The following is an 18,808-nucleotide window of genomic DNA, read 5'->3' as shown; positions in this document are numbered from 1 at the left end:
GTCTGACCCCTGCAACAAACACCGATATATTGTGTTCGCGGGGTCTGACATTTTGGTTTTGAGACAACCTCATCACGTTTTTCTTCGTTTCATTTTATGCCTTCTCATGTGGAAGTACTGTATCTGGATAAATATCAGTCGGATAACGCCCAGTAAAGCATGCTAAGCATTGTCCTTTGTACTCACCTTCATATGGTCGGCCGATGGCTTCAAGCATGCCTTCAACACTTAAAAAGGCCAAGCTATCTGCACCAATAATTTGACGAATATCTTCTACAGAATGATTTGATGCAATTAGTTCTTCATGTGTTGATGTATCAATCCCGTAAAAACAAGGATTTGAAATTGGCGGAGAACTGATTCGTACATGCACCTCTGTAGCACCTGCTTCACGAAGCATTGTCACAATTCGTTTACTTGTTGTTCCACGTACAATCGAGTCATCAACCATAACAACACGTTTCCCTTCGACAACTCCGCGTACAGCTGATAATTTCATTTTAACCCCTTGCTCACGCAATGACTGTGAAGGCTGAATAAACGTACGACCTACATATCGGTTTTTGATTAATCCAAGCTCATAAGGAATTCCTGTCAGCTCTGCAAAGCCGATCGCTGCAGAAATACTTGAATCCGGCACACCTGTCACAACATCTGCATCGACCTCTGACTCTACAGCCAAACGTTTTCCGAGGTTTTTACGGGCAGTATGCACGTTGATTCCATCGATATTGCTATCAGGGCGTGAGAAATAAATATACTCCATGCTGCAAATCGAACGATTAATATTCATCGAGAAACGCTCAGAACGAATTCCTTCATCATTGATGATTAATAATTCGCCTGGCTGAACATCTCTTTCATATTTCGCTCCTACGACATCAAATGCACATGTTTCTGACGCCACGACATAAGCGTCCCCCATTACACCGATCGACAATGGACGTAAGCCATTAGGATCAAGAGCAACCATCATTTCATTTTCAGTCATAATTAAGAAGGCGTAAGCACCCTTAATCATCGTTAACGCATTTTTTACAGCTTCCTTAAGATCTTGAAAGCCGCTTCTTCTGATCAGATGAGCAAGTACTTCTGTATCTGAAGTTGTTTGAAAAATGCTTCCTTGGCTCTCAAGCTGATGTTTAACCTGATTAGCATTCACAAGATTTCCGTTATGTGCTAACGCCAAGCTTCCGCTATGTGATTTAAACAGCAAAGGCTGGACATTTTCATATCCGCCCCCGCCTGCAGTTGCATAACGAACATGCCCGATTGCCGCTTTACCAGATAGTTCATTTAATTTGCCGTTCCCGAACACTTCTGAAATTAAGCCAAGCCCTTTCATGGCCGTTAGCTTCTTACCATCAGATGTAACAATCCCAGCGCCTTCTTGCCCTCTATGCTGGAGACTGTGTAAACCATAATATGTTATTTGAGCTGCTTCCGGATGACCCCATATTCCGAAGACGCCACACTCTTCGTTTAATCCCTTGAGTTCAGCAAGCATGGGATAGCTCCTTTCCATGCATCCTTTAATTCTTCAACAGATGCATCGACAAGTGATTCATCGTTTTCGTCATTTATAATAAGTTTCCCGTTATCTGTTACTTCTCCGATACAAACTGCATCGACAAGTTGTTCAAACGCTTGTTGATTTTCTTTTTTCACTGAAACAACAAATCTAGTTTGTGATTCACTGAATAATGCGGCAGTTGCATCACCTTTAAGGGTTACCCTTGCTCCCAGACCTTTTCCGCCAAATAAAGGCTCAGCTAATGCCACAGCAACTCCGCCTTCAGATACATCATGTGCAGAGGCAACTGTTTTTTCACGGATCGCTTTTGAAAGCTGTTCTAATGTTTTACTTTCTTTCTCTAAATCTAACTCTGGTGATTTACCAAAGATTTTTCCGTAAGTTAGCTTTTGCAGCTCACTTCCGCCAAATTCAGGTTTTGTTTCCCCGATTAAGTAAATAAGGTCTCCTGCTGCTTTAAAATCTTGCGTTGTAATATAGTCAGTATCTTCGATTAAACCGACCATACCTATAACAGGTGTTGGATAGATCGCAGTTCCATTCGTTTCATTATATAACGAAACGTTACCGCCGATGACAGGAGTATTTAGCACGCGACAAGCTTCACTAATACCGTCTGCAGCTTTTTCAATTTGCCAGAAAATTTCCGGCTTTTCCGGATTACCGAAGTTTAAGTTGTCTGTAATCGCTAATGGTGTTGCACCTGAACATACGATATTACGGGCTGCTTCAGCAACAGCAATTTTTCCGCCTACTTCAGGATCTAAATAGAGATAACGAGAGTTACAGTCAGTTGTCATCGCTAAGGCTTTTTTCGTATCACGAATACGAACAACTGCTGCGTCAGATCCTGGAGCAACAACTGTATTTGTACGAACCATGTAGTCATATTGATCATAAACCCACTCTTTGCTTGCAATCGTAGGTTGTTTTAATAATTGAAGAAGTGTTTCTTTATAGTTTTCAACCTGAATTGGTTCAACGTCCATTTTTTGAAATTCTTCAAAGTACGAAGGTACGGCAGATGGTTTGTGATAAACCGGTGCTTCTTCAGCTAACGCATCGACTGGAAGCTCACAAACGACTTCACCTTTATGGAATAGACGAAGCATTTTATCATCTGTCACTTTACCAACTGTAACTGCTTCTAGGTCATATTTTTTAAACAGATCAATGATTTCCTGCTCTCTTCCCTTTTCAATAACAAGCAGCATTCTTTCTTGTGATTCAGATAGCATCATTTCATATGGTGTCATGCCTGTTTCGCGCTGAGGGATAAGGTCAAGATTCATTTCAATACCTGAACCAGCTTTACTAGCCATTTCTGCAGAAGAGCTTGTTAAACCAGCCGCACCCATATCTTGAATACCAACTAAGGCATCGTTTTTCACGACTTCAAGGCAAGCTTCTAGTAAAAGCTTTTCCATGAATGGGTCCCCTACTTGAACAGCTGGGCGGTTTTCACCAGAATCCTCTGTCAATTCTTCAGAAGCAAATGTTGCACCATGAATTCCGTCACGTCCTGTTTTCGCGCCAACATACATAACCGTATTGCCAACACCTTTTGCTTGGCCCTTCTTAATATCTTCATGGTTAATTAACCCAACGCACATGGCATTAACTAATGGGTTGCCCTCATATGAGTTGTCAAATTGGATTTCCCCGCCTACTGTCGGAATTCCAATACAGTTCCCGTAGCCAGCAATACCAGCAACAACCTCTTCAAATAAATATTTGACACGAGGAGATTGTAATTCACCAAAGCGTAAAGAGTTTAAGATGGCAATTGGTCTTGCACCCATTGAGAAAACATCGCGAATGATTCCACCTACACCAGTGGCTGCACCTTGGTATGGCTCGATTGCTGAAGGGTGGTTATGACTTTCAATTTTAAATACGACCGCTTGATTGTCACCGATATCAACAATCCCCGCTCCTTCACCAGGACCTTGCAGTACCTTTTCACCTGTTACAGGGAATTTCTTTAAGATCGGCTTAGAGTTTTTATAACTGCAGTGCTCAGACCACATAACAGAGAAAATACCGATCTCTGTGTAATTTGGAAGACGACCGATGATTTTTTCAATAAGGGCAAACTCATCATCACTTACACCCATTTGTCTGTAGATTTTTTCATCTTTTATCATCTGGTTTGTTGGTTCAAGCTGTAGTGACATGAGATTCCCTCCAGTTTTTCACGATTGATTGAAATAATTTTAATCCATCCGCACTTCCTAATAATTCGTCAACCGCACGTTCAGGATGCGGCATCATCCCTAATACATTGCCGCGCTCATTTGTAATACCGGCGATATCTACTAGGCTGCCATTTGGATTCGTTTCATACGTAAACACAATTTGATTGTTTTCTTTAAGCTTTTGCAGCGTTTCTTCATCACAATAATAGTTCCCTTCTCCATGGGCGATCGGAACAGAAATAACCTCATTTTGTTTATATTCTGATGTAAATGCCGTCTCATTGTTTACGACCTTTAAATTTACAGGTCGGCACATAAACTTTAAGTTTTCGTTGCGTTTCATCGCACCTGGAAGTAATCCAGCTTCTAATAAAATTTGGAATCCGTTACATACGCCAAGAACAGGCTTTCCTGCTTCAGCTGCTTTTACAACTTCCTTCATAACGTTTGAGAAACGGGCAATGGCACCTGAACGTAAATAATCTCCATATGAGAAGCCGCCTGGTAATAAAATACCGTCATAGCCGCTTAAATCTGTTTGGTCATGCCAAACATACTCTACTTCTTCACCTAGCTCATCTTTAATAGCATGGTACATATCAACATCACAGTTAGATCCTGGAAAAACGATCACAGCGAATTTCACTTTGTGACAACCTCCTGTACCTCATATCTATAGTCTTCGATAACTGTATTTGCTAGTAATTTTTCACACATTTCTTTTACAACAACATCTAAGTCACGATCTGATTTTTCAATTGCCAACTCCATATATTTCCCGATACGAACATCTTGAACTTCATTGTATGACATGCTGTGCAATGCACTTTTTACTGCGCTTCCTTGTGGATCTAATACACTTTCTCTTAACGTGACATAAACTTTTACTTTGTACATGATCATTGGCCTCCAAGTCTTGTTAAAATTTCTTCATAAGCTTCAGTTAAGCTGCCGATATCGCGGCGAAATACATCTTTATCAAATTTTTCATTTGTTTCGATATCCCAAAGACGGCAAGTATCTGGTGAAACCTCATCAGCTAAAATGATGTTTCCTTCCTCTGTCAAACCAAATTCAAGTTTAAAATCAATGAGGCGGACACCACATGATAGAAAATGTTCTTTCAGTACTTCATTTACTTGTTTAGCAAGTGTTTTTAATGTTTCAACTTGCTCATTTGTGGCAACCTCTAAAAGTGCAATGTGATCTTCAGTAATAAGCGGATCACCTAGCTCATCATCCTTATAGTAAAACTCAACAAGTGGTTCTTTGATCTCTGTTCCTTCTTCAATACCTATCCGTTTAGAAAGACTTCCTGCAACAACATTTCTCACAACAACTTCCAGCGGAATGATCGTTACTTTTCTTACAAGCTGCTCTGTTTCAGATAATCTTTTCACAAAGTGGTTTTCGATATTATTTGCTGTCAGCTTTTCAAAAAGCAGGGTTGAAATTTCATTGTTTAAACGACCTTTGCCTGTAATCTCTTCCTTTTTCACACCATTAAAGGCTGTAGCGGAATCTTTGTAAGATACTAGCAAAATATTAGGTTCATTTGTTTTATAAATACGTTTTGCTTTACCTTCATATAGTAACTCAAGCTTTTCAATGCTCATGATGGCCCTCCTAAACAGAATATTGGGAACTTTCAGGCTAGTACGTATGATTTGTCATATTTTCTAACCTAATTTATCAATCAAAGAGATAGCAAGGGACGTTTTTATCCCTTGCTATTTCATATTTTAAAGACCAAGTCGTTCGAAGATGGTATCTACACCTTTTAAGTGATAGTTATAATCGAAGCAATCTGCAATGGTTTCGGCAGACAAACGTTCTGTGATTTTTGGTTCTGCTTCAACTAGCCCGCGGAATGGTACTTGTTTCTCCCAAGCTTCCATTGCTTTTGGTTGAACAAGGTCATAAGCTTCTTCTCTTGTCATACCTGTATCAATTAAAGCTAGTAACACTCGTTGAGAGTAGATTAACCCTTGTGTACGGTCCATATTACGCTTCATGTTTTCAGGGAAGACTGTTAGATTTTTCACGATGTTGCCAAAGCGATTTAACATATAGTTTAAGGCAATCGTTGCATCTGGTAAGATAATCCGTTCAGCAGATGAGTGAGAAATATCTCTTTCATGCCATAATGGAACATTTTCATAAGCTGTTAGCATATAGCCGCGAATCACACGTGCAAGACCTGTCATATTTTCAGAACCGATCGGGTTACGTTTATGCGGCATTGCAGAAGATCCTTTTTGACCTTTAGCAAAAGATTCTTCAACTTCACGTGTTTCACTCTTTTGCAAACCGCGGATTTCAACAGCAAACTTTTCAATTGAAGTGGCTACTAATGCTAATGATGCCATATAATCTGCATGACGATCACGTTGAAGTGTTTGCGTTGAGATAGGTGCAGGTTTTGTACCTAATTTTTCACACACATATTTTTCTACAAATGGATCGATGTTTGCGTAAGTTCCAACCGCTCCAGAGATTTTTCCGTATTCAACGCCTTCAGCAGCACGTTTAAAACGATCCAGGTTACGTTTCATTTCCTCATACCATAGAGCAAGCTTTAATCCAAATGTTGTTGGTTCAGCATGAACACCATGAGTACGTCCCATCATAACTGTATATTTATGTTCTTGTGCTTTTTCTTTTAAAATTTGGATGAAGTTTTCAATATCTTTTAAAAGAATATCGTTAGCTTGTTTAAGCAAGTAAGAAAGAGCTGTGTCTACGACATCTGTTGAAGTTAAGCCGTAATGAACCCATTTGCGTTCCTCACCTAACGTTTCGGAAACTGCTCTTGTAAAAGCAACGACATCATGACGTGTTTCTAGTTCGATTTCATTAATACGATTGATATCAAATGATGCGTTTTTACGAAGAAGTGCAACATCTTCCTTTGGAATGACACCTAATTCTGCCCAAGCTTCACATGCAAGGATTTCAACCTCTAACCATGCTTTAAATTTGTTTTCTTCCGTCCAAATTGCGCCCATTTCTGGTCTTGTGTAACGTTCGATCATCTTTTTGCCTCCGTCCTAGTTTTTACCCCAAATATGGTTGATCTTTTCGATATCTTTCTCGATTGATTCACTAATAAACGTAATATGTCCCATTTTCCGTTTCGCAACCGGCTCCTTCTTTCCATAAAGGTGAAGCTTAGCCGTTTCAAGAAATGAGATATGATCATTGATTATAGTTAAATCTTCTCCCAAGAGATTTACCATCATACCACTTTGTAATAAAGTTGTACGTCCTAAAGGAAGATTACAAACCGCACGAATATGCTGTTCAAATTGATCTGTCTCACATAAGTCAATCGTATAATGACCTGAATTATGCGGACGCGGAGCTAATTCATTAATATAAATCTCTCCATCTTTTGTTAGAAACATTTCTACAGCAAGTGTCCCAACAAGTCCAAAGCTATTTGAAAGCTTAATGGCTAATTGCTGCGCTTTTATTTTAATTTCTTCAGGCACTCTTGCTGGTACAATACTTTGATATAAAATATTATCTTTATGAATATTTTCAGCTACTGGGAACGTTTTTGTTTCACCGTTTACAGATCTTGTCACTATAACTGAAATTTCTTTTTCAAAAGGAACCCATTTCTCAAGGATGCATGTACCATGCTTTAATAGTTTCTTAGCTTCAGCAAAATCATCTTCTATGCGGAGGACAACTTGTCCCTTTCCGTCATAACCGCCTCTGCATGTCTTTAACACACTCGGGAACTGTATAGCCTCTATCGCTTCTGACAGCTCTTCCTCGTTATGAATAATCCGATAGGTGGCTACTTCACAGCCGGCCTTTTCAATTGCCGCTTTTTCTGTTTCACGATCTTGAGTAAGCAGCAGCAATGAACTTTTTTGAGGTAAATTTGCATTCTCCTCCAGCCAACGCAAAGCTGTATAATCGATATTTTCAAATTCATATGTGATGATATCACTGACTTCAGCCAGTTTTTTTATTGCTTCTAAATCATCGTAAGCTGCTGTTATCTCGATATCTGCAAGCTGGCCGCATGGGCAATCTTCTGTCGGATCTAAAACAGCAATGCGATAGCCAAGTTGTCTGGCAGCAATCGCCATCATCCGGCCAAGCTGCCCTCCTCCAATTATTCCGATTGTCGATCCAGGGAGAATTCTCTTATTATTCAAGTTCATCACTGCTTTCTAGTACCTTTAAACGAAGCTCTTCTCTTCTAGCGTCCAATTTGTTCGCCAAGTCCTGATCACTTGTAGAAAGGATTTCCGCTGCAAGCAATCCTGCATTCGTAGCACCTGCTTTACCGATCGCAACGGTTGCTACCGGGACACCTCCTGGCATTTGGACAATAGATAGTAATGAGTCAAGACCGTTTAACGCCTTTGATTGAACAGGGACACCAATCACTGGAAGAGTGGTTTTTGCTGCAACCATTCCTGGAAGATGTGCTGCACCGCCTGCTCCCGCGATAATGACCTTTAGACCTCTATTTCTTGCATTCTCTGCATACTCAAACATGTAATCTGGAGTACGGTGTGCAGATACTACCTTCTTTTCATAGGGAACCTCTAATTCATCCAAGATTTCACATGCATGCTTCATAGTTTCCCAGTCAGATGTACTTCCCATTATAACCCCAACAAACGGCTTCATTTTTTTCCCACCTTTTGTATTACTTATACACAAAAGGCTCGATATCTATACTTTCTCACCTTATAGAGAAAGTACAGTATACCGAGCCCGGACATTCAAACTTTCCATCCGAATCGTTTATACGTACACTTTCCCTCATAGTCCGTTGATTTACGGTCAACGGGTAGAAACTTCTGGGCCATATTCCCAATTATATATGAGGTTTAACGTTAATCACTTATTTACATGTCTATATTAACAATGAAGATAATCGATGTCAACGTAAAATCGAACGATTTATTTTTTTGCTTTGTTAATGTTCGGTTTTTACAGCAGTTTTCCTTCAAAAACAATTTCTCTGCCACATGGTACATGTTCAACAATGTGATCTCTGATTTCTTCTTTAAAAATAGGCTGTTCCATTCTTCTAACAGGGAAATAACCTTCTTCACGCATACGATTGAGACAATCATCAATGGATTCATGCTCTTCCACAATAAATTTTTTCTTTTTCGGCTTCGATGTCATACCTTAATTCTCCCTTTCCGAACAGCCTTAACCCAGAACCCGCCATGAATGGTTTTCGGCTCATAGGCAATAATAAATGCCTTTGGATCAAGTTCCTTAATGGTTTGATAAAGCTTTAGCTCATATTTTCTTGGCGTTAAAATTTGCATTGACAAACGATCTCCCTCTAATCCGTTTGCCATCCAATTGGTTACCCCAAAACCTTTCTCACGTAATTGCTTCGGCAAATCCTTTTCATGTTCAGTTGAAATAACATTAACCGTAATATACCCAAGCGCTAGCTTCTCTTCTATTTTCATCCCTACTATGACGCCAAGTCCATAACCCATCGCGTAGGCAATTAAATTTTGAATTTCATTTAAATTATCGAGTACTAACCCGAGACCAACTACATAAATGATAACCTCAAACATACTTATAAATGCAGCTAAATAACGTTGTCCTTTTAACGTTAATATCATTCTGATCGTAAAAAATGAGACATAAACAATATTAATGAGCAAAATGATGATTACCATTGTAATACTGTTGTGAAGCAACAAAACTCCTCCTTAGGTTAAACAATAAATTAGGCTATATTTTACTAAAATTTTTTTACGGATACAATGGTAAAAGTTATTCATTTATAAGCTGCTCTTTACCTTATAGATATTGTTATCGTCTCCTAATGTTTATTGACTATTCAGATATAAGGAAATCAAAAAGCTATATCTGAATAATTTTCATCTTTTTAAATGGACTTTGTAAAACTTCCCCTGTCCTGTTGTCCCGCAGGAATCACAAGCCTTTTGATCATTCAGCATAGTGACAAGAACAACAATGAACTTTAAATAATACAAAAAAGACCAGTATCTCTACTGATCTTTTCATCTTCTTACCTGGCAACGTCCTACTCTCACAGGGGGAGACCCCCAACTACCATCGGCGCTGAAGAGCTTAACTTCCGTGTTCGGCATGGGAACGGGTGTGACCTCTTCGCCATCGTCACCAGATAAATATGAAGTTTGAAGGCATGTTCCTTCAAAACTAGATAACGATTATACAATTCATTTACTGAGTTTACGCTTTTCTACGTTGTCCAGCTCCAGAAGCCAAATCCTACGGTAATTTCACTCTCTCGGGCGAAGTCAAAGTACGACTTCTGCTCGATCGCTCCAATTCCCTATGGATTTGAACGGGCTTCTTCCGCTTTTCTAAATAGGTTAAGTCCTCGATCGATTAGTATCAGTCAGCTCCACACGTCACCGCGCTTCCACCTCTGACCTATCAACCTGATCATCTTTCAGGGATCTTACGTTACAAAGTAACAGGGAAATCTCATCTTGAGGGGGGCTTCATGCTTAGATGCTTTCAGCACTTATCCCTTCCGCACATAGCTACCCAGCTATGCCTTTGGCAAGACAACTGGTACACCAGCGGTGCGTCCATCCCGGTCCTCTCGTACTAAGGACAGCTCCTCTCAAATTTCCTGCGCCCACGACGGATAGGGACCGAACTGTCTCACGACGTTCTGAACCCAGCTCGCGTACCGCTTTAATGGGCGAACAGCCCAACCCTTGGGACCGACTACAGCCCCAGGATGCGATGAGCCGACATCGAGGTGCCAAACCTCCCCGTCGATGTGGACTCTTGGGGGAGATAAGCCTGTTATCCCCGGGGTAGCTTTTATCCGTTGAGCGATGGCCCTTCCATGCGGAACCACCGGATCACTAAGCCCGACTTTCGTCCCTGCTCGACTTGTAGGTCTCGCAGTCAAGCTCCCTTGTGCCTTTACACTCTGCGAATGATTTCCAACCATTCTGAGGGAACCTTTGGGCGCCTCCGTTACATTTTAGGAGGCGACCGCCCCAGTCAAACTGCCCACCTGACACTGTCTCCCGGCCCGATAAGGGCCGCGGGTTAGAATTTCAATACAGCCAGGGTAGTATCCCACCGACGCCTCCACCGAAGCTGGCGCTCCGGCTTCTCAGGCTCCTACCTATCCTGTACAAGCTGTACCAAAATTCAATATCAGGCTACAGTAAAGCTCCACGGGGTCTTTCCGTCCTGTCGCGGGTAACCTGCATCTTCACAGGTACTATAATTTCACCGAGTCTCTCGTTGAGACAGTGCCCAGATCGTTACGCCTTTCGTGCGGGTCGGAACTTACCCGACAAGGAATTTCGCTACCTTAGGACCGTTATAGTTACGGCCGCCGTTTACTGGGGCTTCAGTTCAAAGCTTCGCTTGCGCTAACCTCTCCCCTTAACCTTCCAGCACCGGGCAGGCGTCAGCCCCTATACTTCGCCTTGCGGCTTCGCAGAGACCTGTGTTTTTGCTAAACAGTCGCCTGGGCCTATTCACTGCGGCTTTTCCGGGCTATTCACCCTAAAAAGCACCCCTTCTCCCGAAGTTACGGGGTCATTTTGCCGAGTTCCTTAACGAGAGTTCTCTCGCTCACCTTAGGATTCTCTCCTCGCCTACCTGTGTCGGTTTGCGGTACGGGCACCTCACACCTCGCTAGAGGCTTTTCTTGGCAGTGTGGAATCAGGAACTTCGGTACTATAGTTCCCTCGCCATCACAGCTCAGCTTATGTGACAACGGGATTTGCCTCGTTGTCAGCCTAACTGCTTGGACGCGCTAATCCAACAGCGCGCTTACCCTATCCTTCTGCGTCCCCCCATTGCTCAAACGGTGAGGAGGTGGTACAGGAATTTCAACCTGTTGGCCATCGCCTACGCCTTTCGGCCTCGGCTTAGGTCCCGACTAACCCTGAGCGGACGAGCCTTCCTCAGGAAACCTTAGGCATTCGGTGGAGGGGATTCTCACCCCTCTTTCGCTACTCATACCGGCATTCTCACTTCTAAGCGCTCCACTAGTCCTTACGGTCTAGCTTCACAGCCCTTAGAACGCTCTCCTACCACTGTTCTAAAAGAACAGTCCACAGCTTCGGTGATACGTTTAGCCCCGGTACATTTTCGGCGCAGAGTCACTCGACCAGTGAGCTATTACGCACTCTTTAAATGGTGGCTGCTTCTAAGCCAACATCCTGGTTGTCTAAGCAACTCCACATCCTTTTCCACTTAACGTATACTTTGGGACCTTAGCTGGTGGTCTGGGCTGTTTCCCTCTTGACTACGGATCTTATCACTCGCAGTCTGACTCCTGAACATAAGTCTTTGGCATTCGGAGTTTGACTGAATTCGGTAACCCGATGGGGGCCCCTAGTCCAATCAGTGCTCTACCTCCAAGACTCTTAATTCAAGGCTAGCCCTAAAGCTATTTCGGAGAGAACCAGCTATCTCCAAGTTCGATTGGAATTTCTCCGCTACCCACACCTCATCCCCGCACTTTTCAACGTGCGTGGGTTCGGGCCTCCATTCAGTGTTACCTGAACTTCACCCTGGACATGGGTAGATCACCTGGTTTCGGGTCTACGACCACGTACTCATTCGCCCTATTTAAGACTCGCTTTCGCTGCGGCTCCGTCTCTTCAACTTAACCTTGCACGGGATCGTAACTCGCCGGTTCATTCTACAAAAGGCACGCCATTACCCATTAACGGGCTTTGACTACTTGTAGGCACACGGTTTCAGGATCTCTTTCACTCCCCTTCCGGGGTGCTTTTCACCTTTCCCTCACGGTACTGGTTCACTATCGGTCACTAGGGAGTATTTAGCCTTGGGAGATGGTCCTCCCTGCTTCCGACGGGATTTCACGTGTCCCGCCGTACTCAGGATCCACTCTGGAGGGAACGAAGTTTCAACTACAGGGTTGTTACCTTCTATGACGGGCCTTTCCAGACCGCTTCATTTACCCCGTTCCTTTGTAACTCCTAATAGAGTGTCCTACAACCCCAAGAGGCAAGCCTCTTGGTTTGGGCTTCTTCCGTTTCGCTCGCCGCTACTCAGGAAATCGCGTTTGCTTTCTCTTCCTCCGGGTACTTAGATGTTTCAGTTCCCCGGGTCTGCCTTCATTACCCTATGGATTCAGGTAAAGATACTGTTCCATTACGAACAGCGGGTTTCCCCATTCGGAAATCTCCGGATCAAAGCTTACTTACAGCTCCCCGAAGCATATCGGTGTTAGTACCGTCCTTCATCGGCTCCTAGTGCCAAGGCATCCACCGTGCGCCCTTAACAACTTAACCTTTGACATCGAAGATGTCATTTACTAATTATTAAGAGAATCACTAAAAATAAGCGTTTAAACTCAGTGAATTACTTGAATTGTTATCGTTATCTAGTTTTCAAGGAACATAAAGCACAGGATGCACAAATGCTATAAGCATTTAAACTCCTATGTCTTTTTCTTACATATAATGAAAGATCGTAAATGATCTCTCAAAACTAAACAAAAACCAAGCGAGCCTCATTTTCCTTAGAAAGGAGGTGATCCAGCCGCACCTTCCGATACGGCTACCTTGTTACGACTTCACCCCAATCATCTGTCCCACCTTAGGCGGCTGGCTCCTTGCGGTTACCCCACCGACTTCGGGTGTTACAAACTCTCGTGGTGTGACGGGCGGTGTGTACAAGGCCCGGGAACGTATTCACCGCGGCATGCTGATCCGCGATTACTAGCGATTCCGGCTTCATGCAGGCGAGTTGCAGCCTGCAATCCGAACTGAGAATGGTTTTATGGGATTGGCTTGACCTCGCGGTCTTGCAGCCCTTTGTACCATCCATTGTAGCACGTGTGTAGCCCAGGTCATAAGGGGCATGATGATTTGACGTCATCCCCACCTTCCTCCGGTTTGTCACCGGCAGTCACCTTAGAGTGCCCAACTGAATGCTGGCAACTAAGATCAAGGGTTGCGCTCGTTGCGGGACTTAACCCAACATCTCACGACACGAGCTGACGACAACCATGCACCACCTGTCACTTCGTCCCCCGAAGGGGAACCTTCTATCTCTAGAAGTAGCGAAGGATGTCAAGACCTGGTAAGGTTCTTCGCGTTGCTTCGAATTAAACCACATGCTCCACCGCTTGTGCGGGCCCCCGTCAATTCCTTTGAGTTTCAGTCTTGCGACCGTACTCCCCAGGCGGAGTGCTTAATGCGTTTGCTGCAGCACTAAAGGGCGGAAACCCTCTAACACTTAGCACTCATCGTTTACGGCGTGGACTACCAGGGTATCTAATCCTGTTCGCTCCCCACGCTTTCGCGCCTCAGCGTCAGTTACAGACCAGAGAGTCGCCTTCGCCACTGGTGTTCCTCCACATCTCTACGCATTTCACCGCTACACGTGGAATTCCACTCTCCTCTTCTGCACTCAAGTTCCCCAGTTTCCAATGACCCTCCACGGTTGAGCCGTGGGCTTTCACATCAGACTTAAGAAACCGCCTGCGCGCGCTTTACGCCCAATAATTCCGGACAACGCTTGCCACCTACGTATTACCGCGGCTGCTGGCACGTAGTTAGCCGTGGCTTTCTGGTTAGGTACCGTCAAGGTACCGCCCTATTTGAACGGTACTTGTTCTTCCCTAACAACAGAGCTTTACGACCCGAAGGCCTTCTTCGCTCACGCGGCGTTGCTCCGTCAGACTTTCGTCCATTGCGGAAGATTCCCTACTGCTGCCTCCCGTAGGAGTCTGGGCCGTGTCTCAGTCCCAGTGTGGCCGATCACCCTCTCAGGTCGGCTACGCATCGTTGCCTTGGTGAGCCGTTACCTCACCAACTAGCTAATGCGCCGCGGGTCCATCTGTAAGTGGTAGCAAAAGCCACCTTTCAACTTCGAACCATGCGGTTCGAAATGTTATCCGGTATTAGCTCCGGTTTCCCGGAGTTATCCCAATCTTACAGGCAGGTTACCCACGTGTTACTCACCCGTCCGCCGCTAATCATCGGGAGCAAGCTCCCTCAGATTCGCTCGACTTGCATGTATTAGGCACGCCGCCAGCGTTCGTCCTGAGCCAGGATCAAACTCTCCAATAAAGAGTTGATATAGCTCATAATAATGTACTATTTTAGTACGTTGTTAATCGAAATTAACGTTGGCACGCTTGGTTTTGTTTAGTTTTCAAAGATCATTGTCTCTTGCCCAGCCCCTCATAAGGCCGGAATTTAATAATACTATTTTCTCAATAACATGTCAACAACTTTTTTACAATAAATTATTTCAACTTTAAAAACGACAGATACTAATCTTAACAATAATAAAATAAATTGTCAAACGTTATTGCATAAGTGTTATTGACTGTTAACTATCATAACAATTAATTCATCATTTTACAACTGGTATTTTATAGAAGAAGTTTTAAATGCTAATGCAACTCTCTATTACCTTGAACATCTGAAATAGTTTGCATGTCCCTTTCAATCAACTGTTGGGTAAGACTATACGTATTAATATCTACAGAATATTTGGGGCGACGCTTTGATTCTTTATATATTTTGCCTATATACTCTCCGATCAGGCCGATTGCAATTAATTGTAATCCGCCAATTAACCAGATTGATGTGATTAATGAGGTCCATCCTGTTTCCGTTTCTCCAATAAACTTTAATGTAATAAAATAAGAGCCAAATAATAAACTTGTAAAAAATGATAAGAATCCAAGCAATAAGACAAAACGAATTGGAGTAACCGAAAATGAGGTAATACCTTCAAATGCAAAGGACATCATTTTTTTCAAAGGATATTTTGAATCTCCAGCAAAGCGCTCTTTACGGTCATAATATACTGACGTTGAAGCAAATCCTATTAATGGTACGATTCCTCTTAAAAACAAATTCACTTCTTCAAACCGTTCCAATTCCTCAATTGCTCTCTTGCTCATTAAACGGTAATCAGCATGGTTATAGATTAGATTAACACCCATTTTTTGCATTAGTTTATAAAAAGATTCCGCTGTGGTCCTTTTGAATAGACCATCAGTATCCCGCTTTTTCCGAACCCCATAAACAATATCAAATCCTTCTTTGTACTTTAAAATAAACTCTCTGATACTATTTACATCATCTTGAAGATCAGCATCTATAGAAACTACACAATCAGATGTGTTTTTTGCAGTTACCAGTCCAGCAAATAGGGCATTTTGATGTCCGACATTTCTTGCCAGCTTAAGTCCATGTACTTTCTGATTGTTTAAACTTTCTTTATAAATAATTGACCAAGTTCTATCTTTGCTTCCATCATCAACAAATAAGATTTTACTCTGGGCAGAAATCAACTTTTCATCAATTAAATAGTCTATTTTCTCATTAAGCTGATGTATTGTCTCTGTTAAAACATCCTCTTCGTTATAACACGGAACTACAATTGTAAGAATAGGTTCAACCATTACATAACCTCCAGGATCACAAGACTTTATATAAATAGATTTTCCATACCGATAAATCGGATTGAAACGTTCGTTCTAATAGGAGCTGATTTTCCTTTGCATTTTCGATTGGAACTGCTGAAAAAATGTATATACCGCCCAACTCTTTGAAGGTATCCATATTCAACTCTAGATTTTTTAACGTTTTTTTGGAATTTTTCTTAAACATATAATGCTTTCCCAACTCATCAGTAAAAATATAACAACGTCCTCCCCACTCATCAAAGTAAGTTCTAATCGTTTTGTTTTTAAATAGCTCTTTTTCAATAATTTTTCTAAACTTATACTTGTATGTGAGAGGGTAAAAATTGTTATATGTATCAAGGGTGTAAAATCCATTATATTGAGCAATAGCAGGATGGATCCCAATACTGGCAACACGATAATCCTCTATAGACAAACCAATATATGACTTAATATCCTCAAAAAGCTCTACTGAATAAAATTCAGCTACAGAAGGTTTCTTTCGATAGATGACCTCATCATTAAAACAAAATAATAAAAGAATCTGAGCAATTAATAGACTAATCGCATAATGTTTCCATCCTTTTCGATGATCCCATATAATTTTTAATCCTAATGCAAAACCAACATAAATAACTAACGGACGAAGAAAATGAAACCTTGCAAAATTAAACGTATCCAAAAAATGAAATTTCTGAGTTAGTGGAAGCCAACCTTTATAAAACCAAAATGCATACCACGCAGACAATATAAAGTTAAAAACTAAAAGGAAAGTAAATGCTTTTTCCTGTTTCCATAATTTTTTTGTTATGACCAGATAAAGTCCCAATAAAAGCACCGTCATAATAAAAAGACTGTGAACTGTCATCACATGGTTATGACCTAAAATGAAATTTTTAAATGTTAAACGAATGACCCTCCATAAAGGAAGTCTCGCATGGAAGTATTCATCTCTACTATTAGGTTCATCATCAAACAAAAAAGAATAAAATAATCGATACTCAACAACTACATATAACAGTGACATATAGATAAGAGCTAATAAAAAGTGCCAGTTCCGCTTCCCTCTTAAAAAGTCAACTAACCAAAATACCCCTATAGCAAATAAGAAAAAGAAAAAGCCCAATACAATACTCGAATAAAAAGGCAGTAATGTTAAAACAAGATATTGTTTCCACGTTCTTTGTCCATTTCTAATATGTAAGAATGCCCATAGAGCTAATGGCATCCCTAAAGTACTCAGCATTCCGGATGGCCAAAATGGTGTCAAAGAAAAAGCTAATGCAACTCCAACATTGATGACAATATAATCTTTATTTTGTATAAAATGATCCCTAAGTAGAATGTACATGCCAATAAAGGCAAAAACTCTAGTAATTGTTTGACTTAATGCATAAGCAAACATAGTTGGAAAAATAGCATATAACCAAACAATCAGGCTAAATTCTGTCCCGTATGCATTTCTGGGCAGCCCATTAATTATTTGAGGAACTGTTGAATCAACAGGGGCAAGTAATTTCCCACTTTCACTTAGCACCTTATACCAAGCTATATTTGAATCAAGATTATCATGGACTCTAATGTGAGCATTTTCCCCTAAAATATAAAGTGGTGATAAGTATATACCGATCATGATAAATGCTAAAATAAATAACTTCTTTTCAGTCATAACATATCTAAAAGACACTATTTACACCTCAAAATAAAGAGCATTACATGTAATTTACTATTAACATTTGCATAAACAGGAGAAAAATACCTGAAAGTTCGTTTATTCTAGAAATAAAAAAAGCGCAAGGCGCCTGCCTATCGGCGACAAGCATAAGGTGAACAGGAAGAGAAGGTGTTCTTTACCTTCAATTCCTGTTCACCTTATGACCTCGAGCCGATGGCGCTTGGAGCTAGATTCAGAAACGCAAGCTATGTTAAGAAAATATATAAATTCTGGTATTATAAAAAAGACCAGTATCTTTCTACTGATCTTTTTTGTCCTTTTCCAGATATTATCCATGCTAGTAGTGTTCACTTTGATTTCTGCTTTTTCTAAATAAACCTTACGGTTTTTATTACTCTAAATATCAAAAAAGACCAGTATCTCTACTGTTCTTTTTTCCTCTTACCTGGCAACGTCCTACTCTCACAGGGGGAAACCCCCAACTACCATCGGCGCCGAGAGCTTAACTTCCGTGTTCGGATTCGGCTTGCGATAAGCGGCGAATCTCTTCGTCAGCTTGTTCGTTCAGATCCTCATGTGCCCGAAGAACGCACATTCCGGTCTTCTCTCTCTGCACTTCCTCGACCTTCTTGCTTCTCCCAAGCCTCAGGCTAGAAGGGTTACTTTGATTTCTGCTTTTTCTAATAAATCTTACGGTTTTTATTACTCTAAATATCAAAAAAGACCAGTATCTCTACTGATCTTTTCATCTTCTTACCTGGCAACGTCCTACCCTCACAGGGGGAGACCCCCAACTACCATCGGCGCCGAGAGCTTAACTTCCGTGTTCGGATTCGGCTTGCGATAAGCGGCGAATCTCTTCGTCAGCTTGTTCGTTCAGATCCTCATGTGCCCGAAGAACGCACATTCCGGTCTTCTCTCTCTGCACTTCCTCGACCTTCTTGCTTCTCCCAAGCCTCAGGCTAGAAGGG

Annotated in this window: 12 protein-coding genes, 3 rRNA genes and 1 riboswitch; all 15 genes read right to left on the bottom strand. The window is 41.7% G+C overall.

Going from position 1 to position 18,808, the window contains the following annotated elements; all coding sequences use genetic code 11:
- Window positions 1–94 precede the first annotated feature (94 nt).
- Window positions 95–1,507, bottom strand: a complete 1,413-nt coding sequence (gene purF / locus ACSVDH_RS01930; RefSeq protein WP_299094395.1) for an amidophosphoribosyltransferase — start codon at window positions 1,505–1,507, stop codon at window positions 95–97.
- On the bottom strand, window positions 1,483–3,711 hold the full coding sequence (gene purL, locus ACSVDH_RS01925) for a phosphoribosylformylglycinamidine synthase subunit PurL (RefSeq protein WP_439253730.1): 2,229 nt from the start codon (window positions 3,709–3,711) through the stop codon (window positions 1,483–1,485). Before purL ends, purF begins: the two co-directional genes overlap by 25 nt.
- Window positions 3,695–4,378, bottom strand: a complete 684-nt coding sequence (gene purQ / locus ACSVDH_RS01920) for a phosphoribosylformylglycinamidine synthase subunit PurQ (protein WP_299094392.1) — start codon at window positions 4,376–4,378, stop codon at window positions 3,695–3,697. Before purQ ends, purL begins: the two co-directional genes overlap by 17 nt.
- Window positions 4,375–4,629 (bottom strand): phosphoribosylformylglycinamidine synthase subunit PurS, encoded by a 255-nt coding sequence (purS, locus tag ACSVDH_RS01915; RefSeq protein ID WP_046517852.1) that lies wholly within the window; start codon window positions 4,627–4,629, stop codon window positions 4,375–4,377. The genes purQ and purS overlap by 4 nt, the downstream gene beginning before the upstream one ends.
- Window positions 4,630–4,631: 2 nt before the next feature.
- Window positions 4,632–5,342 (bottom strand): phosphoribosylaminoimidazolesuccinocarboxamide synthase, encoded by a 711-nt coding sequence (purC, locus tag ACSVDH_RS01910; protein WP_439253734.1) that lies wholly within the window; start codon window positions 5,340–5,342, stop codon window positions 4,632–4,634.
- Between the two features lie 132 nt (window positions 5,343–5,474).
- A complete protein-coding gene (gene purB, locus ACSVDH_RS01905; RefSeq protein WP_439253731.1) occupies window positions 5,475–6,767 on the bottom strand; it encodes an adenylosuccinate lyase in 1,293 nt (430 codons plus the stop codon).
- A 15-nt stretch (window positions 6,768–6,782) separates the two neighbouring features.
- Window positions 6,783–7,913 (bottom strand): 5-(carboxyamino)imidazole ribonucleotide synthase, encoded by a 1,131-nt coding sequence (gene purK, locus ACSVDH_RS01900; RefSeq protein ID WP_439253732.1) that lies wholly within the window; start codon window positions 7,911–7,913, stop codon window positions 6,783–6,785.
- Window positions 7,900–8,388, bottom strand: a complete 489-nt coding sequence (gene purE / locus ACSVDH_RS01895) for a 5-(carboxyamino)imidazole ribonucleotide mutase (protein ID WP_439253733.1) — start codon at window positions 8,386–8,388, stop codon at window positions 7,900–7,902. Before purE ends, purK begins: the two co-directional genes overlap by 14 nt.
- Window positions 8,389–8,506: 118 nt before the next feature.
- Window positions 8,507–8,608, bottom strand: a riboswitch (purine riboswitch).
- Between the two features lie 86 nt (window positions 8,609–8,694).
- Complete coding sequence (locus ACSVDH_RS01890) at window positions 8,695–8,895, bottom strand: NETI motif-containing protein (protein WP_299094382.1); 201 nt, start codon at window positions 8,893–8,895, stop codon at window positions 8,695–8,697.
- Window positions 8,892–9,434 carry a DUF2179 domain-containing protein gene (locus ACSVDH_RS01885; protein ID WP_299094381.1) on the bottom strand — a complete coding sequence of 181 codons (543 nt, stop codon included), beginning with the start codon at window positions 9,432–9,434 and terminating at the stop codon, window positions 8,892–8,894. Before ACSVDH_RS01885 ends, ACSVDH_RS01890 begins: the two co-directional genes overlap by 4 nt.
- 337 nt (window positions 9,435–9,771) lie before the next feature.
- Window positions 9,772–9,887: ribosomal RNA gene (gene rrf / locus ACSVDH_RS01880) — 5S ribosomal RNA — on the bottom strand.
- 206 nt (window positions 9,888–10,093) lie between these two features.
- Window positions 10,094–13,025: ribosomal RNA gene (locus ACSVDH_RS01875) — 23S ribosomal RNA — on the bottom strand.
- Window positions 13,026–13,259: 234 nt separating this feature from the next.
- A 16S ribosomal RNA gene (locus ACSVDH_RS01870) occupies window positions 13,260–14,810 on the bottom strand.
- Together the 16S, 23S and 5S rRNA genes form the textbook arrangement of a ribosomal RNA operon.
- 329 nt (window positions 14,811–15,139) lie before the next feature.
- Window positions 15,140–16,159: a glycosyltransferase family 2 protein gene (locus ACSVDH_RS01865; protein ID WP_439253839.1), complete on the bottom strand. Its 1,020-nt coding sequence runs from the start codon at window positions 16,157–16,159 to the stop codon at window positions 15,140–15,142.
- A gap of 16 nt (window positions 16,160–16,175) precedes the next feature.
- On the bottom strand, window positions 16,176–17,831 hold the full coding sequence (locus ACSVDH_RS01860) for a DUF6044 family protein (RefSeq protein ID WP_439253840.1): 1,656 nt from the start codon (window positions 17,829–17,831) through the stop codon (window positions 16,176–16,178).
- Between the last annotated feature and the right edge of the window lie 977 nt (window positions 17,832–18,808).

The sequence above is a fragment of the Metabacillus sp. Hm71 genome (assembly GCF_051842955.2).
Lineage (GTDB): Bacteria > Bacillota > Bacilli > Bacillales > Bacillaceae > Metabacillus.
The sequence above is the reverse complement of the archived record's forward strand: the minus strand, read 5'-3'. Positions and strand labels throughout refer to the sequence as shown.